The organism is Pseudomonas sp. TZ252 (assembly GCF_056110345.1).
Genome location: NZ_CM148566.1, coordinates 3031538 through 3051309, shown reverse-complemented (window position 1 = coordinate 3051309; position 19772 = coordinate 3031538). Strand labels below are relative to the sequence as shown.

Sequence of the window (19772 nt, the reverse complement as noted above, 5' to 3'; positions counted from 1 at the left end):
TGGGGGAATCCTCGATCGTACCGATCGCCGGCCGGGGGCCAGCGGCAACAAAATGGAGACACGAAAGGCGTGCCGCGGCCGAGTCTACACCACCAACATTTCGGACTTGTAGCGTCACGTCGTGACCATTAAGTCTATATCGGTCTTCTATGCGACAGGCATGAAAAAGCCCGCTTTTCGCGGGCTCGAGCGAGTTCGCCGGGAGTTCGACGGGCCCGGCGGGTGGGGGAGAAACCGGGGGGAAGAAGCGCCGCGCCCCTGCCCCGGCAGCCGCTAGAGCGAAAACTGCTCCGCCGACAGGCTCATCAGGCCCGCCGCGCCGGCCTGGATCGCCGCGGCGTGCGCCGCGGTGCGCGGCAGCAGGCGACTGAAGTAGAAGTCGGCGGTGGCCAGCTTGGCTTCGTAGAACGCGGCCTCGCCGCTGCCGGCATCCAGCTTCTCGCGCGCCACCAGGGCGATGCGCAACCAGAAATAGGCCAGGGTCACGTAGCCGGAGAACATCAGGTAGTCCACCGAGGCGGCGCCCACTTCGTCGGCATTCTTCATCGCCGCCAGGCCCACCTGCTGGGTCAGTTCGCCCCACTGCGCGTTCAGCGCCGCCAGTTGCGCGACCTGTCCCTTCAGTTGCGGATGCTCGGCCTGGGCCTGGCACAACTGGTGGACCAGTTTGGTGAAACCGCGCAACAGCTTGCCCTGGCTGCCCAGTACCTTGCGGCCAAGCAGGTCGAGGGCCTGGATGCCGTTGGTGCCTTCGTAGATCTGTGCGATGCGGCAATCGCGGACCAACTGCTCCATGCCCCACTCGCGGATGTAGCCGTGGCCGCCGTAGACCTGCATGCCGAGGTTGGTCACCTCCTGCCCGGTCTCGGTCATGAAGGCCTTGCAGATCGGTGTCAGGAAGGCCAGCAGGTCGGCGGCCCGCTCGCGCTCGGCGGCGTCCTGCGACAGGTGCTCGGTGTCGAGCAACTGGGCGGTGAAGTAGGCCAGCGCGCGGTTGCCTTCGTTGAACGCCTTCATGGTCAGCAGCATGCGCCGTACGTCGGGGTGCACGATGATCGGGTCGGCCGGCTTGTCCGGCGCCTTCGGCCCCGTCAGCGAGCGCATCTGCAAGCGCTCCCGGGCGTAGCGCACGGCGCCCTGGTAACTGGTCTCGCCAAGGCACAGGCCCTGCATGCCGGTGCCCAGACGGGCGTGGTTCATCATGGTGAACATGCAGTGCAGGCCCTTGTTCGGCTCGCCGATCAGGTAGCCGGTGGCGCCGTCGAAGTTCATCACACAGGTGGCCGAGGCCTTGATCCCCATCTTGTGCTCGATGGAGCCACAGGAGACCGCATTGCGCGCACCCACGTTACCTTCGGCGTCGGGTAGGAACTTCGGCACGATGAACAGCGAGATACCCTTGGTCCCGGCCGGCGCATCGGGAAGCTTGGCCAGCACCAGGTGGACGATGTTCTCGCTCAGGTCGTGCTCGCCGGCGGAGATGAAGATCTTCGTCCCGCTGATCGCATGGCTGCCGTCGGCGTTCGGCACCGCGCGGGTCTTGATGATGCCCAGGTCGGTGCCGCAGTGCGGCTCGGTCAGGCACATGGTGCCGGTCCAGGTGCCGGCGGTCATCCGCGCCAGGTAGAGGTCCTTCTGCGCCTGGCTGCCGTGGGCGTGGATCGCCGACATGGCGCCGCGGGTCAGGCCCGGGTACATGCCCCAGGAGACATTGCTGGCGCCGATCATCTCGCTGAGCAGCAGACCCAGCGAGTGCGGCAGGCCCTGGCCGCCGTACGCGGGATCGCTGGCGACACCGTTCCAGCCACCCTCGACGTACTGTGCATAGGCTTCCTTGAAACCCTTGGGCGTGGTCACCACGCCGTTGTCGAAGTGGCAGCCCTCTTCGTCGCCGGAGCGGTTCAGCGGCGCCAGAACCTGTTCGCAGAATTTCGACCCTTCATCGAGGATCGCCGCCACCATGTCCGGGGTCGCGTCGCTGGCGCCGAGCGCCTGGTAGCGCCCATGGAAGTCGAATACCTCATCGATCAGGAAGCGCATGTCGCGCAGCGGAGCCTTGTATTCCGGCATCTCTGTTCTCCTCGGCAGGGGCGCCCCACAGGCGCGAATCCCTCGAAGCTACTGCGCCGGGCGGGCGCCTACAATCACGCTGCGGACGCTGAATGCAACGCCATAACCCCGAGGTCGGAAGGCCAGGATGCAGCGGATCGCAGGCATGAAAAAGCCCGCCGAAGGGCGGGCTCTTTCTCACCTGGGGAACGGGCCGCCAGCGGCCCGTGCCATCAGTAACCGAGGGCGAAATCTTCCTCGGCCATCTCCATCAGGTTGTTGGCGCCGGACAGCATGGCGGCGACGTGGGCGCGGGTACGCGGCAGGATGCGCTGGAAGTAGAAGCGCGCGGTCTGCAGCTTGGCCTTGTAGAAGGCTTCCTCGCCGGTGCCGGCGGCCAGCTTCTCGGCGGCCAGGCGCGCCATGTCGGCCCAGAAGTAGGCCAGGCAGGCGTAGCCGGAGTACATCAGGTAGTCCACCGAAGCGGCGCCGACTTCCTCGCGATCCTTCATGGCGGCCATGCCGACCTTCATGGTCAGGTCGCCCCACTCCTTGTTCAGCTGTGCCAGCGGAGCGACGAATTCCTTGACGGCTTCGTTGGCTTCGTTGGCCTGGCAGAACTTGTGCACGATCTTGGTGAAGCCCTTCAGCGCCTCGCCCTGGGTCATCAGCACCTTGCGACCCAGCAGGTCGAGGGCCTGAACGCCGGTAGTGCCTTCGTACAGCATCGAGATGCGGCTGTCGCGGACGTTCTGCTCCATGCCGTGCTCGGCGATGAAACCGTGGCCGCCGAAGATCTGCACGCCGTGGTTGGCGGACTCGAAGCCGACTTCGGTCATGAACGCCTTGGCGATCGGCGTGAGGAAGGCCAGCATCGAGTCGGCGGCTTTCTTCTGCTCTTCGTCCTGGCTGCGCTGGACGATGTCGACCTGCTTGGCGGCGAAATACAGCATCGCGCGGTTGCCTTCGGCGAAGGCCTTCATGGTCAGCAGCATGCGGCGCACGTCAGGATGCACGATGATCGGGTCGGCGGGCTTCTCGGGCGCCTTCGGACCGGTCAGCGAGCGCATCTGCAGACGCTCGCGAGCATAGGCGATGCCGCCCTGGAAACCGACTTCGGCATGGGCCAGGCCTTGCAGCGCGGTACCCAGGCGAGCGGTGTTCATGAAGGTGAACATGCAGTTCAGGCCCTTGTTCGGCGGGCCGATCAGGAAGCCGGTGGCGGCGTCGAAGTTCATCACGCAGGTGGCGTTGCCGTGGATGCCCATCTTGTGCTCGATGGAACCGCAGGAAACCGCGTTGCGCTCGCCGGCGTTGCCTTCGGCGTTGGGCAGGAACTTCGGCACGATGAACAGCGAGATGCCCTTGGTGCCCTGCGGGGCGTCGGGCAGGCGGGCCAGGACGATATGGACGATGTTGTCGGCCATGTCGTGCTCGCCGGCGGAGATGAAGATCTTGGTGCCGGTGACCTTGTAGCTACCGTCGGCCTGCGGCTCGGCCTTGGTGCGCAGCATGCCCAGGTCGGTGCCGCAGTGTGGCTCGGTCAGGCACATGGTGCCGGTCCACTCGCCGGAGACCAGCTTGGTCAGGTAGGTTGCCTGCTGCTCGGCGGTGCCGTGGGCATGCAGGGTGTTCATGGCGCCGTGGGACAGGCCCGGGTACATGCCCCAGGACCAGTTGGCCTGGCCGACCATCTCGCTGATGGCCAGGCCGAGGGATTCCGGCAGACCCTGGCCGCCGTGCTCGACGTCATGGGCCAGGCTCGGCCAGCCGCCTTCGACGAACTGCTGGTAGGCCTCCTTGAAGCCGGTCGGGGTCTTCACGCCGTCGGCGCTCCAGGTGCAGCCTTCCAGGTCGCCGACGCGGTTCAGCGGAGCGATCACCTGTTCGCAGAACTTCGCACCTTCCTCGAGGATGGCGTTGACCATGTCGGGAGTCGCGTCTTCGGCGCCCGGCAGGCTCTGGTAGTGCGCTTCGTAGCCCAGCAGCTCGTCGCGAACGAAACGGATATCACGCAAGGGGGCCTTGTAATCAGGCATAGCAGTCAACCTCTACGAAGGGTTCTGGTTAATCGGCGACCGGACGGATGTCCAGAGTCTGCGGTCGCAGTGCGGGATCGCTCCCGGTCGCCTTGCCGGACGCACTCATGCGTCCCGGCTCTCAAACAGGCGTTTGAAACATACGTTTACGCCAATCCCTTGTCAAGCATCCGAACCGACCGCTCGGTCATGCCCGAAATCACTGGCAGCCACGTCCTTCCAAAGCACTTTCGTCTCTCTCAGTAAAGCCCATGGCGAAGCGCCCGGCAGGCTTCAGGGGCCGCCGGGTGACAGTCGGAAAAGGAAGGGTCGGGGCGGCCGCTGCCGGCCGCCAGGAAGTCAGGCGTGGGTATCGATCAGGGTACCGAGGGTCTCGTCGGCTACCTCGATGACCCGGGCGCCGCTCTGCGCCTCGAGCTTGCCGCGGGTCAGTTCGACCATCTGCTCGGCCTGGGCCGAACGGGCCTCCACGGTATTGCGGGCGATCTCGCTGCCGGCCTGGGCGACGCGGGCGCTGCCCGACTGCACCGCGTTGAGGCCACTGACGAAAGCGTTGCCGGAAATTTCCACCCTCTACTCCTGGGGACGCGCATGCGCCACTGCGATAGCAAGTGGCTTCTATTCAAGCAGACTTGGCCGGCGCTGGGTACCGCCCGTTGGTTATGGACGGCCCGCTGTTTATAGCCCGATACCCAGGGGCCGCAGGTCGAGGTGTGCGGCCACGGCCGCGGGAGTTGCTTCCTCCAGGCGCGGTACCCGACCCAGGCAGGGCGCCGGCAGGCGTTCGGCGAGGGTCGCCAGGTTCTCTTCCAGGCGCGAGGTAGCCGGGTCGACGACGTTGGCCACCCAGCCGGCCAGCGCCAGGCCGTCGCCCAGGATCGCCTCGGCGCTGAGCAGCGCATGGTTGATACAGCCCAGGCGCACGCCGACCACCAGCACCACCGGCAGCGCCAGCAGGCGCGCCAGGTCGGACAGGTTCTCGCGGCCCAGCAACGGCACGCGCCATCCGCCGGCGCCCTCCACCAGGGTGAAGTCGGCCTGTAGCGCCAGCACCTCGCGCACCGCCTCGTGCAAGCGTGCGGCACTCAGTTCGACGCCAGCCTCGCGCGCCGCCAGGTGCGGGGCGATGGCCGGTGCGAAGGCCAGCGGGTTGACCTGCTCGTAGGCCAGCGCCAGCGAGCACTGGCCGAGCAACACCAACGCGTCGCCATTGCGCAGGCCTTGCGCCGTGGGCTCGCAGCCGGAGGCCACCGGCTTCGCCGCGGCGGTGCTCAGGCCGGCACTCCGGGCCGCGTGGAGCAGGCCGGCGGCGATGGTGGTCTTGCCGATCTCGGTGTCGGTACCGGTGACGAAGAACGCCGGCATGGTTCAGGAATCCTTGCGCAGCACGCCGAAGACGACGCGGTAGGTAGCGGGCAGCCCCTCGGGCTGGCGGAAACGCTCGTAGGCGGCGACCAGCGCGCGGATGCGCTGGCGCCCGGTCAGGCCGTCGGGCCGCCCGGGGTTGAGGTTGTGCGCGCCCAGCGCCTTGAGTTCGTGGGTCAGGCTGCGCAGGTCGGGGAAATGCAGGAGCCGGTCCTCGTGGCGCAGGGTCAGCGGCAGCAGGCCGCTGCCGGCCGCGTGTTGCAGGTAGTCGGCGAAGGCGCGGAAGCGATTGACGTGGACGAAGCCGTCCACCACCCGCCAACTGTCGCGCAACTCGCCCAGGGTACCGACGCACAGGCTGCTGAACGCCAGCACGCCGCCCGGCCGCAGGACCCGCCGCGCCTCGGCCAGGACCGCCGGGAGGTCGGCGCACCACTGGATGGCCAGGCTGGAGAACAGCAGGTCGCAACTGCCGTCGCGCAACGGCAGCCTCTCGGCGTCGCCGCCAATGAAATGGCTGGCGCCGCCGCGCGCGCGGGCATGCCGCAGCATGCCTTCGGCGATATCCACGGCCAGGCCCTCGGCCGCACCGAAGCGTCGTTCCAGGGCCCGGCTGAAATAACCGGTGCCGCAGCCGAGATCGACCCAGCGGCGCGGCGAGAAGCCTTCCGGCAATGCCGACAGCAGGCTCTCACCGACGCCGCGCTGGAGTTCGGCCACCGCGTCGTAGCTGGCCGCCGCGCGGGAAAACGACGCGGCGACCTGGCGCTTGTCGGGCAGCGCGGCAACGCCATGGGGCGCCAGCAGCGGCGAGGAATCGTCAGGCATCGTCACCCTCGCGAAGGAATCTCAGGATTGCGCCGGCCACCTCGTCCGGGCATTCCAGCGGCAGGCCGTGACTGGCCGCCAGGGTCGAGACCTCGACGTCCGGCAGCCACTCGAGCAGGGCCTCGGCGGCGGCCAGCGGCACCAGCGCATCGGCTTCGGCGAACAGGTGCAATTGCGGCCCGCGGAAGTTTTCCAGGGCGGCCCGGGTATCCAGTTGGCCGAGCAACTGCAGGCCGGCGACCAGCGCCTCGCGCTCCAGCTGCGGCAGCGCCACCTGCAGTTGCCGCGCCAGGGTCCGAGGGTCGCGCGCACCCTGGCTGACCAGCAGGGTGAAACGCTTGCGGGTCAGGTGCGGTTCGAGCAGGAAAGCCTCGAAGAAGTCCTCGAAGGTTTCCGCCGGCATCGCGTTCGGCCAGTCCTCGCGCACGCGGAAGCACGGATTGCTGGCCAGGGTCAGCAGTCCCCGGCAATCGTCGCCGCGGCGCGCCGCCAGTTCGCCGGCGAGCATGCCTCCCAGCGACCAGCCGGCCAGCCAGCTATCGCGCGGCAGGTTATCGTCGAGTTCGTCGAGCCAGTCGGCGGCGTCGTCCAGCGACGGCAGCGGCTCGATCAACACGTTCAGGTGCGGCTCGCGCTCGTGCAGCGCGTCGCGCAGCGGCTCCAGCGGTGCGCTACCCAGGCCCCAGCCCGGCAACAGGATCAAGTGGTCACGCATCGTCTCCCTCCTCGGCTTCGATCTCTGCCAGAAGGCTAGACGACAGCTGTCGCCAGCTTTCGCCGAGGGCTTCGAGCAAGCGGTCGACCTGCGCTTCGCTGTGCGCGGCGGACAGCGTGACGCGCAGCCGCGCGCTGTTGGCCGGCACGGTTGGCGGGCGGATCGCGCCGACCATGATGCCACGGGCTCGAAGCATGCCGGCCAGGGCCACGGCCTGGCGGCTGCCGCCGACCAGGATCGGCTGGATCGGCGTGAAGCTGTCCATCAGGGTCAGGCCAAGCGCCTCGGCGCCATGGCGGAAACGGGCGATCAGCGCCGCCAGGTGTTGCCGCCGCCAGCTTTCGCGGCGCAGCAGCTCCAGGCTCTTCAGGGTGGCGCAGGCCACCGCTGGCGGCTGGCTGGTGGTGTAGATGTAGGGCCGGGCGTACTGGATCAGGGTCTCGATCAGTTCCTCGCTGCCCGCTACGAAGGCGCCGGCGGTACCGAAACCCTTGCCGAGGGTGCCGATCAGCACCGGCACCTGCTCCTGGCCGAGGCCGAAGTGTTCGACGATCCCGCCGCCGCTGGCGCCCAGCGGGCCGAAGCCATGCGCGTCGTCGACCATCAGCCAGGCGCCGCGGGCCTGCGCGACGGCGGCCAGGGCCGGCAGGTCGGCGAGATTGCCGTCCATGCTGAAGACCCCGTCGGTGACCACCAGGGTATTGCCCTCGGCCTTGTCCAGGCGCGCGGCGAGGCTTGCCGGGTCGTTGTGCAGGTAGCGCGAGAAACGCGCGCCGGAGAGCAATCCGGCATCCAGCAGCGAAGCGTGGTTGAGGCGGTCCTCCAGCACCGTGTCGCCCTTGCCGACCAGCGCGGTCACCGCGCCGAGATTGGCCATGTAGCCGGTGGAGAACAGCAGCGCGCGCGGCCGCCCGGTGAATTCGGCGAGGGCCAGCTCCAGTTCGTGGTGCGGGCCGCTGTGGCCGACCACCAGGTGCGAGGCGCCACCGCCCACGCCCCAGCGCTCGGCGCCGGCGCGCAGCGCGGCGATCACCTCGGGATGGTTGGCCAGGCCGAGGTAGTCGTTGGAACAGAAGGCCAGCAGCGGCTGGCCGTCGACCACGACGTCCGGGCCCTGGGCCGACTCCAGCAGCGGCCGCTGGCGGTAGAGGTCTTCCGCGCGCCGGCTGGCGAGGCGGGAAGCGAGATCGAAGGACATGGCAGGTCGCTCGTGTTGCTGGACGGACGCAGGCGCACCCGTCCACGCAGGGCCGACATCAGCGGCTGCAACGAAGGGACGGCGGCGCCCTCCCTTCCAGTATGGTCAGGCGGAAGCGGCGTTATAGAACAGCTTCGATTCGCGTTGTTCCACCAACGCCTGCTCGATGGCGGCCTGGTGCACTTCGTCGGCGTGCTCTTCGCGCTCTTCCGGCTTGATGCCGAGACGGGCGAACAACTGCATGTCCTTTTCGGCCTGCGGGTTCTTCGTGGTCAGCAGCTTTTCGCCGTAGAAGATCGAGTTGGCCCCGGCCATGAAGGCCAGCGCCTGCATCTGCTCGTTCATCTGCTCGCGGCCGGCGGACAGGCGCACGTGGGACTTCGGCATCATGATCCGGGCCACCGCCAGGGTGCGGATGAAGTCGAAGGGATCGACGTCCTTCTCTTCCGCCAGGGGCGTGCCCTTGACCTTCACCAGCATGTTGATCGGCACCGACTCCGGGTGCTCCGGCAGGTTCGCCAGTTGGATCAGCAGGCCGGCGCGGTCGTCCACCGACTCGCCCATGCCGAGGATGCCGCCGGAGCAGATCTTCATCCCCGCCTCGCGCACGTAGGCCAGGGTCTGCAGGCGCTCGCTGTAGGTGCGGGTGGTGATGATGTTGCCGTAGAACTCCGGCGAGGTATCCAGGTTGTGGTTGTAGTAGTCGAGGCCGGCGTCCGCCAGCGCCTGGGTCTGTTCCTGGGTCAGGCGACCGAGGGTCATGCAGGTCTCCAGGCCGAGCTTCTTCACGCCCTTGACCATCTCCAGGACGTAGGGCATGTCCTTGGCCGACGGGTGCTTCCAGGCAGCGCCCATGCAGAAGCGGGTCGAACCGATGGCCTTGGCCTCGGCCGCCGCCTCGAGGACCTTCTGCACCTCCATCAGCTTCTCCTTGTCCAGGCCGGTGTTGTAGTGGCCGGACTGCGGGCAGTACTTGCAGTCCTCGGGGCAGGCGCCGGTCTTGATCGACAGCAGCGTCGAGACCTGCACGCGGTTCGGGTCGAAGTGCGCGCGATGCACCGTCTGCGCCTGGAACAGCAGGTCGTTGAACGGTTGCTCGAACAGGGCACGGACTTCGGCGAGGGACCAGTCGTGACGGGTGGCGACGGAAGCGGTTGCACTCATGGGGAAGATTCCTTCGACGCTTGTATGGCGCCTTTTGTCGGGGAGCCCCGGCACGCCGGGGGTCAGGCTCAAGGGCATCATAAGTGGCTGTATGACGCTGTCAACCCAACCCAGGACACAGGACTACATCTGATCAATATTTGATCATTCATGTAGAAGCCAGTAGTCATCGACTGCTCCAATCGGCCTCGTCCTCTATGTGGCATTCGGCTCCCTAGAAGAAACGGCGCAACTACCTCGGAAAACTACAAGTAATGCTTAGGATATTTCCTACAAGAAATAGGAAATATCTTATTTATATATTCCCTGGCAGGTTTCTAACATGGAGAAACATTGAATCTCTTGCCACCCTAGCGGTGCGCAACGAAAACAAGTTATCCAGACTTGAACCATGAACGCAACCAACCACCCTAAATATAGCCATTCAAAGCGCAGCGGAAGTATAACGAAAAATATATTCGACCCTTCCGACCAACCACTTTCCAAAACACGATACGGGTTTCATTCGGGCACATTCAGGAATATGAATGGAAAGCGCCTCTTCCAGGTCCGAAGTTGGCTTCGGATGGTTCTTGCATCGATATTCGCCTGGCTGTGCATGTCCGCCCATGCCGATCTCTCGTTCGACGGCCAGAACCGTTTCGTGATGAAAGGCAAGCGCCTGCCGATCACGCTGGTCAACGAGGGCAAGGAGCCGGCCCTGGCGGAAATCTCCCTGGATTGGGGTACCGACGGCAAGGGGCAGGCGCTGCCCTTCGCCGTGTCCAGGCCGCTGCTCCGCCTGGGCGCCGGCCAGCGGGCCAAGGTGGAGGTGCTCTACCAGGGCCAGGGCCTGCCCACCGACCGCGAGACCTACCTGCTGTTGAGCGTGCTGGACGTGCCGCACGCGCCCAGTACTCCCGAGACCCTGCAGATCGCCCTACGCCATCGCTTCAAGCTGTTCTATCGGCCGCCCCTGGAAGCCACCGTCGAGCAGGCGAACGAGGGCGTGACGTGGACGCTCGGCACCAGCGGCAATCCGAAGGCACACAATCCTTCGCCCTACCACATCACTTTCAGCCAGTTGGAGTTCCTCGACGCATCGGAGCGGAGCTGCGGCGAAGCCATCGAACACCTGATGCTGGCGCCCTTCTCCAATCACCAGTTCGACATCGCCGCCTGCCATCCCGACAAAGTGCGTTACGCGATCGTCAGCGACGGAGGGAACCTCCACCCTTATCACGGCGCATTGAAATCAGGCGTAGAGACCAACGCCAAACACCCATGAGGCCCGGAATACACCATGAATGCAATTACCCGAACACTACTTGTGGGAATGCTGGTTGCGTTGGCGCAGAAAGGTTATGCGCTGACCTGCGAAAGAGCGGACAACAAGGCAACGATCGACTATGTCAACATCGACACGAGCATCGCCGTGCCTTCGGCTCTGCCCAAGGACACCGTGCTCTGGCGCTCTCCAACCTACGATTTCTCCGTCAGGTGTTACCAGGAGCGCGAAAACACCGGACCTGAGGACGTCTATTTCTATCTCAGTCCGGACGGCCAGGGCGCATTGGGCTCGGACCTGGAGGTGGGCATCAACCTGAACGGCGAGGACCTCCGTTGTTCCTCGCTCCCCGGCTGCCGGCAGAAGATAGGCATGCATTTCGATGGTTGCTGGACAGGAGGACGGGGGGGATGCGAAGGCATGGCTCAGACCAAGCAGGTCCGTTTCCAGATCTTCCTCTCCAAACTCGCCGCCCCCACTCCCGGCAAGGAAGGTCCCATCACGGGCGTAAACTCCTACGCACTGTTCCAGTTCGATGGAGTGGGAGGCATCAACAACCTGGGGGGCCGGAACCTACGTATGTATGCCCTTGGCATGAACAACCTCCGCTACGTCGCCTGCACCTCCACGCTAAGCATTTCTCCAAAAACCCTCAACTTCCAGATACTGCAATCGCAATTTGCCGCACAGAATCTGGTCATCAAAGAACTTCCCTTCAGCATCACCGCCAATAAGAGCTGCAACAGCGCCTATGGCCTGAACGCTATGTTCATTCCCGCCAGCAATACCACCCTGTCGAGCACGGATACGTTGCTGGCCAAGGACAATCCAACAGTGGGCATCAGGCTCCTCAATGAGGATCGCAGCGTCATCAGTATCGGTAAGGAGTTCGAGTTCATTCCCTACGCCCCAACCCAGACGACGGTGACGAAGAACTTTCTCGCCCAACTGAGGTGGATGACGAGCAGACCCATTCTAGGCCCGTTCAACGCCACCGCCGCGATAGAGGTCTATTACAAGTGACCGCTAGGCCGCACCTGCAACAGGCGCGGCATGCTCTGCAAAAACAAGAATCGATTAACAACCTGCAGAAGAACCCCATGAATGCCTTCATCCGTTACATGCTTGTCGCAATGCTGCTCGTCCTGTCGCAGAAAAGCTTCGCCTTGATGTGCTGGAAATCGGACAACAAGCAAACCGAAGATTATGTCTACATCGATACGAGCATCGCTGTTCCATCGGTCCTCCCCAAGGACACCGTACTCTGGCGGTCTCCGAACTACTCCATATCGATCACTTGCTTCCAGGATCGCGACTGGGGGCCAGAGCAGGTCTATTTCTACCTGAGTCCAACCGGTCAGGGCGCGCTGGGTTCGGACCTGGAGGTGGGCATCAACCTGAACGGCGAAGACCTGCGCTGCTCGACACTCGACAAGTGCCGAAAGGAGATCGGCATGCACTTCGATGGTTGCTGGACGGGACGAGGTTGCGAAGGCAGGGCGAAGAAGATGACCGTCAACTTCAACTTCTTTCTCTCCAAGCGGGCAGGTCCCAGTACCGGTAAGGAAGGTCCTATCACAGGGGTAAACGCCTACCCGATTTTCCAGTTCGATGGCGAGAGCGCTATCAATAACATAGGGGGGTACAACTTCCGCATGACCCTCCACGGCTTGAATAACCTTCGCTACGTCGCCTGCGCGTCCACAATCAGCCTTTCTCCGAAAACCGTCGACTTCCAAAGCCTGCAGGCCTATTTCGCCAGCCGGGACCAGATCCTCAAGGAACTTCCGTTCAGCGTCACCGCCAATAAGAACTGCAGCAGCGCCTATGGCCTGAACGCGATGTTCCTCCCCTCCGGCAGCACCTCCCTGTGGGGTTCGGACACTCTTTTGGATAACAACAACAAGTCCGTGGGAATCCGACTTCTCAAGCAGGAAGACCGCAGCATCATCGATATCGGCAAGGAGTTCGTACTGGTGCCCAATAGCCAGAACCAATTGGTGGTCATAAGAAACTTCCTCGCCCAGGTGAGGTGGATGACGGGCACTCCAACGCCAGGCCCCTTCAACGCCACCGCCGCGATAGAGGTCTACTACAAGTGACCGCCCGGGGCCGCTTCGCAGACCGAAGCGGCCCGGTATCGACGACTCAGCGCAGGAAGAAGTGCTGGAGTCGTTGCACTTGCCAGTTGTAACGGCGACGCGCCTCGAGACCTTCCTCCAGGCTGACGGCGACGAAACGCGCCTTCTGGTTCGGTTGCATCTGCGCCAGCCGGTTCAGGTCGGGGCTGATCACCGTGCCCAGCGTGGCATATCCCCCACCGGACACCGCATCGCGATGCAGGACGATGGGTTCGAGCCCGCCCGGTACCTGGATCGAGCCGATGGGATAGCAGGCGTCGACGATGTTGGACGGGTCCGAGCCTGCGCCGAATGGCTGTTCGCGCGGCTCGAACCGGAGCGCCGTGCCGCCCTTGAAGCGGTAGCCGGTGCGGTCCGCCTCCGAGCCGACGGTCCAGGTCTCGGCGAAGAAACGCTCGACCGCGTCGGGGGTCAGGCGATGGACGTAGAGTCCGGGAACCACCCGCAAGCTCACCTCGCCGCCGACCTCCACCTGCAGCGAACGCGGCAGCGCCAAGCCCTCCACGGCAGAGGGCGAGGCAGGCCCCAGGGGCAGCAGGTCGCCCTCCGCCAGCCGTCGTCCCTGCAAGCCACCGATCGCCCCCAGACCGTAGGTCGAACGACTGCCCAGCACCTCGGGTACCGCGATGCCGCCGTCGATGGCGAGATAGCCACGGGCGCCGGCACGGATGAAATCGAACCCCAGGACCTGGCCGGCGCGAACCCGGAAGGAAGTATCCAGCGGCATCTCCGCGCCCTCCAGGCGAGGCGTCATGCGCGCCCCGCACACGGCCACCAGGGCGTCGCGCTGGAACTCCAGCTGCGGCCCCAGCAGCGCGCACTCCAGCACGGCGGCGGTCGGTGCGTTGCCCACCAGCAGGTTGGCAGCGCGCAGGGCATACTGGTCGAGCGCGCCGGACGGCGGGATGCCCAGGTGATAGTGGCCTTCGCGGCCGGCGTCCTGCACCGAGGTGGCGAGGCCGGGCTTGAGCACCTTAATCGACATACAGCACCTCCTGCAGATGTTGCGTGCAGCCTCGCGGATCGGCGAGGAACGCGTCGAGATCGAAACTCACCGGGCGGATGCGCAGGTCGAATGTGCCCGCTTCGACTTCGGCCGCCATGCGCTCGTATTCGGTCCGCTCGATGGGGCGGAACTGGACGATGTCGCCAGCGCGGAAGAACACCATCGATTCCTCGAGATAGGGCAGGCCCTGGCGGGGATCGAAGATCGGCGCCGGAGTCACGCCGAACATCTGATAGCCGCCGGCACCGCGCACCGAATAGATGCAGCCGAAGCAACCGCCGTGGCCGAGGGTCAGCTTCGGCGTGTCGATGCGCGGACGCAGGTACTTGGGCACCTGCAACTGCCGTTCGCGCTCGACCATCTGGTACATGAACGGCAGGCCGGCGACGAAACCGACCATCGAGACGAACCACGGCGTGCCGCTGTGCGCCTGGATGAACGCCTGCACGTCGGCGTAGCCGTTGATCCGCGCGGCGTACTCGAGGTCGGTGGAGTCCGGGTCCTGGTGCCGGTCGCGGAAGCGCATCAGGGTCTCGTGGGTCCAGGGATCGTTGTACAACACCGGCACTTCGACGATACGCGTCTCGATGCTGCGCGCGGCGACCGCCTCGACCTCCAGGCCGCGTACGGTCTCCAGCAGCGCCTGCGGGGCCAGCCGGTCGGGGTCGAAGCGGACCTGGAACGAGGCGTTGGCCAGGCATACGTCGAGCACCCCGGGCAATTGCAGGGTCTCGATGGCGCGGGTGATCGCCATGCCGCGGAAGAAGGCTTCCAGCGACATGGACTCGGCGACCTCGGCGAACAGGTGCTCGTCTCCGCCGAAGCTGTAGCGGATGTTGGCATGCATCTCAAACCTCCTGCGCGGCGGCGGTCCGCTCGGCGAGCCAGGTTTCCAGGGTAGCGGTATCGAACTGCGCGGCCTGTACCCGCGCATCGGCGAGCAGCCAGCGGTGCAGCGGCAGGGTAGTGGCCATGCCGGCCAGCACGGTGCGCTCCAGCGCCTGGCGCGCGCGGGCGAACGCTTCGTCGCGGTCGCGACCATGGACGATCAGCTTGGCCAGCAACGAATCGTAGTACGGCGGCACCCGGTAGCCGGGATACAGGTGGCTGTCCACTCGCACGCCCTCGCCCTGCGGCCATTCCAGGCGCTCCACGGTGCCGGGGCTGGGGAAGAAATTGCGCGCCGGGTCTTCGGCGTTGATCCGCATCTCCAGCGCCGCGCCGTTCAGGCGAATGTCCTCCTGGCGCCAGGGCAGCGCCTCGCCGGCGGCGATGCGCAGCATGGCCTGGACCAGGTCGATGCCGGTGACCATCTCGCTGACCGGATGCTCGACCTGGATACGGGTGTTCATCTCGATGAAGAAGAACTCGCCGCTGTGCGCGTCGAACAGGTATTCCAGGGTGCCCGCGCCACGATAGCCGAGACTCTGCGCCAGGCGCACCGCGCTCTCGCAGAGGGCCTGGCGCTGCGCGCCGTCCAGCGCCGCCGAAGGTGCCTCCTCGAAGACCTTCTGGCGCCGCCGCTGCAGCGAGCATTCGCGTTCGAACAGATGCACCGCGCGCTCGCCATCGCCGAGGATCTGCACTTCGATGTGCCGTGCCTGGCGGATGAAGCGCTCCAGGTACACCGCCGGCGAACCGAAGGCGGCCTGCGCCTCGCGCTGGGCGATGGGGAATTCCCGACGCAGTTCGTCGGCGTCGTGGGCGATACGGATGCCACGCCCGCCGCCGCCGGCGGAGGCCTTGACCAGCAGCGGATAGCCGACCTCTTCGGCGCAAGCCAGCGCCGCGTCGAGGTCGCCCAGCTCGCCGGGCGAGCCCGGCACCACCGGCACCCCGGCGGCCATCGCGGTACGCCGCGCCTCGGCCTTGTCGCCCATGCGGCGGATGGTCTGCGCCTCCGGACCGACGAAGACCAGGCCGGCCGCCTGCACCGCTTCGGCGAAGGCGGGGTTCTCGGAGAGGAAACCGTAGCCGGGATGGATCGAGTCGGCACCGGTTTCCCGCGCCGCCATGAGAATCGCCTCGATATCCAGGTAGCTCCGGTCGGCCCGCGCAGGGCCGATCAGGCGTACCTCATCGGCCAGCCGCGCGGCCAGCGAATCGCGATCCGCCTCGCTGCACACCGCTACCGTGGGAATGCCCAGTGCCTGCGCGGCGCGGATGATGCGCACGGCGATCTCGCCGCGATTGGCCACCAGCAGCTTGTTCAGTCGCTTGTGCATGGCATCCTCCTCAGATAGCGCTGGCGATCACCGCCAGCACCTGGCCCGGCTCGATGGCCTCGCCATCTTCCACGTGGAACGCCTGGAGTATGCCGGCCTGCCCGGCCTGCACTTCGGAAAACTGCTTCATCACCTCGATCAGCCCGATCACGCTGCCGGCCTCGACCGCCTGCCCGACCTCCGCGTAGGGCGGCGCGTCGGGGCTGGCCTTGCGATAGAAGGTGCCGGGCAAGGGGGACTGCACGTTATGTTCGGCCATGACGAATCCTCATTATTCGAACGTTGTAGGAAATGGCAGAAAAGCTTGTCGCGAGGCTCGCCGAGGCGAGCGGCGCTCAACGCGGCGCCTTGATGCGGATGCCGGCGCCCTCCAGGCGCGCACGGGTGCTGGCGACCAGCTCCAGGGCACCGGGGGTATCGCTGTGGATGCACACCGAGTCGAAGGCGATGTCGAGGTCCTCGCCCTCGACGGTGCGCACCTTGCCCTCGCGGCAGGCGCGCAGGACCTTGTCGGCGACCTGCTGCGGATCGAGGGCGGCGACCCGCCGGGTGAAGACGATGGAGCCGCTGCGGTCGTAGTCGCGGTCGGCGTAGAACTCGCGCACCAGCGGCTGGCCCAGTTCCCGGCCGATGCGCCAGGTGGCCGAACCGGGCATGCAATAGAGCAGCAGTTCCGGTTCCAGGCGTTGCAGGGTCTCGACGAACAGGCGCGCGGCGACCTCGTCCCGCGCCAGGTGCATGTAGAGCGCGCCGTGGGGCTTGACGTGTTGCAGCGACAGGCCCTGCAGCCGGGCGAATTCGCGCAGTGCGCCAAGCTGGTAGAGCATGTCGTTGACCAGCTCGATGGCCGGCGCGGCGATGTGCCGACGCCCGAAGCCGACCAGGTCGCGGAAGCCCGGATGGGCGCCGATGGCCACGCCATGCTCGGCGGCCATCTCCACGGTGCGGCGCATGCTGCTCGGGTCGCCGGCATGGAAACCGGTGGCGATGTTGGCGCTGCTGATCAGCGGCATGATCGCCGCGTCCACGCCATCGCCGATGGTCCATGGGCCGAAGCCTTCGCCCATGTCGGAATTGAGGTCGACTTCAGTCATTGCCCGCAGGCCTCATCTGTCTTGTTGTTGGATGGAGCCACGGTAAAAGCCGGAAAAGGTATTGGGTAGATTTATTATTCGATAGACTGGTTTCTGAAAAACAGATACCTCCTCCGGATGCTCCCCATGGCCCTGACCCTCCGCCAGGTTCGCTACTTCATCGCCACCGCCGAGTTCGGCCAGATATCCCAGGCCGCCATCCACCTGAACATCTCGCAGTCGGCGGTGACCAGCGCGATCCAGGAACTGGAGGGCATGCTCGGCGTCGCCCTGTTCACCCGCACGGCCCAGGGCATGAACCTGACCGACAGCGGCCGGCACTTCCTCAACCACGCCTATTCGATCCAGCGCAGCGTCGACGACGCGCTCAACAGCCCGCAACCGGACACCCGGGTCGAAGGCACCCTGAAGGTCGCCGCCAGCTATACCGTGATGGGCTATTTCCTCCCCCACCACCTGCAACGCCTGGCGCAGTGGTACCCGGAACTGGAGCTGCAACTGTTCGAGGACGAGCGCGCCAGCATCGAGCGCGGCCTCCTCGACGGTCGCTACGACATCGCCGTGCTGCTCACCGGCAATCTCACCGAGCCCGGGATCGCCGCCGAAACCCTGTTCAACTCCGAGCGCCGGTTGTGGCTGCCCAGCCGCCATCCGCTGGGCGAGAAGGCCGACCTGGGCCTTGCCGACGTGGCCGGCGAGCCCTACATCATGCTCACCGTCGACGAGGCCGGGCAGAGCGCGCTGCGCTACTGGCAACAGAGCGGCCACCGGCCACAGGTGATCCTCCATACCAGTTCGGTGGAAGCGGTGCGCAGCATGGTCGCCAACGGCTCCGGCGTGGCCATCCTCTCCGACCTGGTGTACCGGCCCTGGTCGCTGGAAGGCAAACGCATCGAGACGCTATCGCTGGTCGACCCGGTGCCGTCGATGAGCGTCGGCCTGGCCTGGCGCCGCGACACCGAAGCGAGCGCCGGGATGCGCGCGTTCCGCGAATACTTCCGCCAGTCGTTCCTCGCTCCGCAGCAAAGCAGCAGCCGGCGCTGAACCCGGCGGCTAATCTCTGATCCAACGCTGGGAACACTCAGGACAGGACACTCATGGGTACAGAAGGCTTTTTCGACGGACTGGGCGAGATGCTGGGCAGGGCGATCCGCTTCGTGGTGGACCTGCTCTCCGGCCTGCTGGGCGGCATCTGGGGCGCCATGGACGACTTCCTCCACGGCCTGGCCAGGGCCATCGGCATGGACGCATCGCTGTTCAGCTTCGTCTTCCTGGTGCTCGGCCTGTTGCTGCTCTACAGCGGTATACGCGCCTTCATGCGCCGCTCGATAGTCGGCGGGGTGATCTGGACGGTGCTCGGCCTGATCGTCATGAGCTGGCTCATCCACTGATCCACGTGTCGGCCGTTTCCGCAAGGAGCGAAGGAAGGTTTCGGTTATCCACAGGCGAGTTCCGAACCCGCTGGCAACGGCTGGTCGGCGGCGCGCGCCTGCGGTTGCATGGTGCGACATCCGCCAGGAAGTCCCGCCATGTCGTTCCCGCTTCGTCCTCTCACGCGCTGGCTTTTGCCGCCGCCGGCCTGCCTGCTCTGCGCCGCCCGCAGCGACCAGCCGCCCCGCCCGCTGTGCCGCGCCTGTGCCGCCGACCTGCCCTGGTCGCGCCAGCAGTGCCGGCGCTGCGCCCTGCCCCTGCCGCTGGACGGCCAGGTGTGCGGCGAGTGCCTGCGCCGCCCGCCGGCCTATGAACAGGCGATCGCGCCCTGGCGCTACGCCTTTCCGCTCGACAGCCTGATCAACCGCTTCAAGCACCAGGCGGCCTGGCCGCTGGGGCGGCTGCTCGGCGAGTTGCTGGCGGAACACCTGCGGCAACGCTACGCCGAAGGCCTGCCGCGCCCGGCACGCCTGCTGCCGGTCCCGCTGGCGCCTCGGCGCGAACGTCGTCGCGGCTTCAACCAGGCGCAACAGCTCGCCGAGCGACTGGCTGGCGAGCTGGACCTGCACTGCGATCCGCACAGCCTGCGGCGAGTGCTGGATACTCCGGCCCAGCAGGGGCTGGACGCGACGGTGCGGCGGCGCAACCTGCGCCACGCCTTCGCCCTGGCGCCCGCCAGCGATGTTCGCGGGCTGCACCTGGCACTGGTGGACGACGTGCTCACCACCGGGGCCACCACCGAGCACCTTTCCCGCCTGTTGCGCCGGGCGGGCGCCGCGCGGGTCGACGTCTACTGCCTGGCGCGCACGCCGAAGCCCGGCTGAGCTGGGCTAAACTGCCTCGCAACCGATACGGGAGAGGATCCATGCGCGCACTGCTGGTCGCGGCCTGCCTGTTGCTCGGCGGTTGCAGCCATTTCGCCGAAGACGACTGGCTGGGCGAAGACAAGGCCCTGCATTTCGCCAGTTCCGCGGCCCTTGCCGCGGCGGGCATGCAGATGGCCCACGACCGCGGCCTGCGCGGCGCTCGCCAGGCACGCTTCGGCCTGAGCTTCTCGCTCGCCTTCGGCGTCGGCAAGGAGTTCTACGACAGCCGTTCCGCCGGCAGCGGCTGGAGCTGGAAGGACCTCGCCTGGGACCTGGCCGGCGCCGCCGCCGGCTACGGTCTCTACCAGGCCGCCGAGTGACGCCCTTGCGTTTTGCCCATGGCTGTTGGAGCCTTCGCCGTATACGTCCGCTCATAGCGAAGCC

The 19772-nt window shown here is 66.1% G+C and carries 20 protein-coding genes; 7 read left to right on the top strand and 13 right to left on the bottom strand.

Going from position 1 to position 19772, the window contains the following annotated elements:
• Positions 1–273: 273 nt before the first annotated feature.
• From ACYAF3_RS14020 to bioB, 8 genes are all read right to left on the bottom strand, one after another.
• Positions 274–2070, bottom strand: coding sequence for an acyl-CoA dehydrogenase C-terminal domain-containing protein (locus tag ACYAF3_RS14020; RefSeq protein WP_003103343.1), 1797 nt, complete (start codon positions 2068–2070; stop codon positions 274–276).
• A 212-nt stretch (positions 2071–2282) separates the two neighbouring features.
• Positions 2283–4088, bottom strand: coding sequence for a phenylacyl-CoA dehydrogenase (locus ACYAF3_RS14015; protein WP_003084842.1), 1806 nt, complete (start codon positions 4086–4088; stop codon positions 2283–2285).
• A 339-nt stretch (positions 4089–4427) separates the two neighbouring features.
• Positions 4428–4658 carry a hypothetical protein gene (locus ACYAF3_RS14010; protein ID WP_003113246.1) on the bottom strand — a complete coding sequence of 77 codons (231 nt, stop codon included), beginning with the start codon at positions 4656–4658 and terminating at the stop codon, positions 4428–4430.
• A 108-nt stretch (positions 4659–4766) separates the two neighbouring features.
• Positions 4767–5453 carry a dethiobiotin synthase gene (gene bioD / locus ACYAF3_RS14005; RefSeq protein ID WP_003103336.1) on the bottom strand — a complete coding sequence of 229 codons (687 nt, stop codon included), beginning with the start codon at positions 5451–5453 and terminating at the stop codon, positions 4767–4769.
• A 3-nt stretch (positions 5454–5456) separates the two neighbouring features.
• A complete protein-coding gene (gene bioC, locus ACYAF3_RS14000) occupies positions 5457–6281 on the bottom strand; it encodes a malonyl-ACP O-methyltransferase BioC (protein ID WP_003113247.1) in 825 nt (274 codons plus the stop codon).
• Positions 6274–6996 carry an alpha/beta fold hydrolase gene (locus tag ACYAF3_RS13995; protein ID WP_003103332.1) on the bottom strand — a complete coding sequence of 241 codons (723 nt, stop codon included), beginning with the start codon at positions 6994–6996 and terminating at the stop codon, positions 6274–6276. The genes bioC and ACYAF3_RS13995 overlap by 8 nt, the downstream gene beginning before the upstream one ends.
• Entirely contained in the window at positions 6989–8194 is a 1206-nt protein-coding gene (gene bioF / locus ACYAF3_RS13990; RefSeq protein WP_003084826.1) for an 8-amino-7-oxononanoate synthase, read from the bottom strand. The genes ACYAF3_RS13995 and bioF overlap by 8 nt, the downstream gene beginning before the upstream one ends.
• A 105-nt stretch (positions 8195–8299) precedes the next feature.
• A complete protein-coding gene (bioB, locus tag ACYAF3_RS13985; RefSeq protein WP_003103330.1) occupies positions 8300–9358 on the bottom strand; it encodes a biotin synthase BioB in 1059 nt (352 codons plus the stop codon).
• 565 nt (positions 9359–9923) lie between these two features.
• Here bioB and ACYAF3_RS13980 point away from each other — a divergent pair.
• The 3 genes from ACYAF3_RS13980 (at position 9924) to ACYAF3_RS13970 (ending at position 12727) form a co-directional block, all read left to right on the top strand.
• Positions 9924–10625 (top strand): fimbrial biogenesis chaperone, encoded by a 702-nt coding sequence (locus ACYAF3_RS13980; RefSeq protein WP_003118852.1) that lies wholly within the window; start codon positions 9924–9926, stop codon positions 10623–10625.
• Between the two features lie 15 nt (positions 10626–10640).
• Complete coding sequence (locus tag ACYAF3_RS13975) at positions 10641–11648, top strand: fimbrial protein (RefSeq protein WP_003118851.1); 1008 nt, start codon at positions 10641–10643, stop codon at positions 11646–11648.
• Positions 11649–11725: 77 nt separating this feature from the next.
• On the top strand, positions 11726–12727 hold the full coding sequence (locus tag ACYAF3_RS13970; RefSeq protein WP_003113251.1) for a fimbrial protein: 1002 nt from the start codon (positions 11726–11728) through the stop codon (positions 12725–12727).
• 46 nt (positions 12728–12773) lie between these two features.
• On the opposite strand, the gene ACYAF3_RS13965 is transcribed toward ACYAF3_RS13970, so the two are convergent.
• From ACYAF3_RS13965 to ACYAF3_RS13945, 5 genes are all read right to left on the bottom strand, one after another.
• Positions 12774–13751 (bottom strand): 5-oxoprolinase subunit C family protein, encoded by a 978-nt coding sequence (locus ACYAF3_RS13965; protein ID WP_003084819.1) that lies wholly within the window; start codon positions 13749–13751, stop codon positions 12774–12776.
• A complete protein-coding gene (locus tag ACYAF3_RS13960; RefSeq protein ID WP_003103323.1) occupies positions 13741–14619 on the bottom strand; it encodes a 5-oxoprolinase subunit B family protein in 879 nt (292 codons plus the stop codon). The genes ACYAF3_RS13965 and ACYAF3_RS13960 overlap by 11 nt, the downstream gene beginning before the upstream one ends.
• Position 14620: 1 nt before the next feature.
• A complete protein-coding gene (locus ACYAF3_RS13955; RefSeq protein WP_003113254.1) occupies positions 14621–15997 on the bottom strand; it encodes an acetyl-CoA carboxylase biotin carboxylase subunit in 1377 nt (458 codons plus the stop codon).
• A gap of 10 nt (positions 15998–16007) precedes the next feature.
• Positions 16008–16256 carry an acetyl-CoA carboxylase gene (locus ACYAF3_RS13950; RefSeq protein WP_016561527.1) on the bottom strand — a complete coding sequence of 83 codons (249 nt, stop codon included), beginning with the start codon at positions 16254–16256 and terminating at the stop codon, positions 16008–16010.
• 76 nt (positions 16257–16332) lie between these two features.
• Positions 16333–17091 carry a 5-oxoprolinase subunit PxpA gene (locus tag ACYAF3_RS13945; protein WP_003103315.1) on the bottom strand — a complete coding sequence of 253 codons (759 nt, stop codon included), beginning with the start codon at positions 17089–17091 and terminating at the stop codon, positions 16333–16335.
• Between the two features lie 117 nt (positions 17092–17208).
• On the opposite strand from ACYAF3_RS13945, the gene ACYAF3_RS13940 reads away from it, so the two are divergent.
• The 4 genes from ACYAF3_RS13940 (at position 17209) to ACYAF3_RS13925 (ending at position 19708) form a co-directional block, all read left to right on the top strand.
• On the top strand, positions 17209–18135 hold the full coding sequence (locus ACYAF3_RS13940; protein WP_003118849.1) for a LysR family transcriptional regulator: 927 nt from the start codon (positions 17209–17211) through the stop codon (positions 18133–18135).
• Positions 18136–18188: 53 nt separating this feature from the next.
• Positions 18189–18482 (top strand): hypothetical protein, encoded by a 294-nt coding sequence (locus tag ACYAF3_RS13935; protein WP_003084806.1) that lies wholly within the window; start codon positions 18189–18191, stop codon positions 18480–18482.
• A 138-nt stretch (positions 18483–18620) separates the two neighbouring features.
• Positions 18621–19346 (top strand): ComF family protein, encoded by a 726-nt coding sequence (locus ACYAF3_RS13930; RefSeq protein WP_012613519.1) that lies wholly within the window; start codon positions 18621–18623, stop codon positions 19344–19346.
• A gap of 41 nt (positions 19347–19387) precedes the next feature.
• Complete coding sequence (locus ACYAF3_RS13925) at positions 19388–19708, top strand: YfiM family lipoprotein (protein WP_003103307.1); 321 nt, start codon at positions 19388–19390, stop codon at positions 19706–19708.
• Positions 19709–19772: the final 64 nt, after the last annotated feature.

Excerpts from the sequence above, each read along its gene's own strand:
- ACYAF3_RS13935 (WP_003084806.1), top strand. The coding sequence starts at position 18,189 with ATGGGTACAGAAGGCTTTTTCGACGGACTGGGCGAGATGCTGGGCAGG.
- bioD (WP_003103336.1), bottom strand. The coding sequence starts at position 5,453 with ATGCCGGCGTTCTTCGTCACCGGTACCGACACCGAGATCGGCAAGACC.
- ACYAF3_RS13955 (WP_003113254.1), bottom strand. The coding sequence starts at position 15,997 with ATGCACAAGCGACTGAACAAGCTGCTGGTGGCCAATCGCGGCGAGATC.
- ACYAF3_RS13980 (WP_003118852.1), top strand. The coding sequence starts at position 9,924 with ATGGTTCTTGCATCGATATTCGCCTGGCTGTGCATGTCCGCCCATGCC.
- bioB (WP_003103330.1), bottom strand. The coding sequence starts at position 9,358 with ATGAGTGCAACCGCTTCCGTCGCCACCCGTCACGACTGGTCCCTCGCC.
- ACYAF3_RS13945 (WP_003103315.1), bottom strand. The coding sequence starts at position 17,091 with ATGACTGAAGTCGACCTCAATTCCGACATGGGCGAAGGCTTCGGCCCA.
- ACYAF3_RS13950 (WP_016561527.1), bottom strand. The coding sequence starts at position 16,256 with ATGGCCGAACATAACGTGCAGTCCCCCTTGCCCGGCACCTTCTATCGC.
- ACYAF3_RS13975 (WP_003118851.1), top strand. The coding sequence starts at position 10,641 with ATGAATGCAATTACCCGAACACTACTTGTGGGAATGCTGGTTGCGTTG.
- ACYAF3_RS14020 (WP_003103343.1), bottom strand. The coding sequence starts at position 2,070 with ATGCCGGAATACAAGGCTCCGCTGCGCGACATGCGCTTCCTGATCGAT.
- ACYAF3_RS14015 (WP_003084842.1), bottom strand. The coding sequence starts at position 4,088 with ATGCCTGATTACAAGGCCCCCTTGCGTGATATCCGTTTCGTTCGCGAC.
- ACYAF3_RS13940 (WP_003118849.1), top strand. The coding sequence starts at position 17,209 with ATGCTCCCCATGGCCCTGACCCTCCGCCAGGTTCGCTACTTCATCGCC.
- ACYAF3_RS13930 (WP_012613519.1), top strand. The coding sequence starts at position 18,621 with ATGTCGTTCCCGCTTCGTCCTCTCACGCGCTGGCTTTTGCCGCCGCCG.
- bioF (WP_003084826.1), bottom strand. The coding sequence starts at position 8,194 with ATGTCCTTCGATCTCGCTTCCCGCCTCGCCAGCCGGCGCGCGGAAGAC.
- ACYAF3_RS13970 (WP_003113251.1), top strand. The coding sequence starts at position 11,726 with ATGAATGCCTTCATCCGTTACATGCTTGTCGCAATGCTGCTCGTCCTG.
- ACYAF3_RS13995 (WP_003103332.1), bottom strand. The coding sequence starts at position 6,996 with ATGCGTGACCACTTGATCCTGTTGCCGGGCTGGGGCCTGGGTAGCGCA.
- ACYAF3_RS13965 (WP_003084819.1), bottom strand. The coding sequence starts at position 13,751 with ATGTCGATTAAGGTGCTCAAGCCCGGCCTCGCCACCTCGGTGCAGGAC.
- ACYAF3_RS13960 (WP_003103323.1), bottom strand. The coding sequence starts at position 14,619 with ATGCATGCCAACATCCGCTACAGCTTCGGCGGAGACGAGCACCTGTTC.
- bioC (WP_003113247.1), bottom strand. The coding sequence starts at position 6,281 with ATGCCTGACGATTCCTCGCCGCTGCTGGCGCCCCATGGCGTTGCCGCG.
- ACYAF3_RS13925 (WP_003103307.1), top strand. The coding sequence starts at position 19,388 with ATGCGCGCACTGCTGGTCGCGGCCTGCCTGTTGCTCGGCGGTTGCAGC.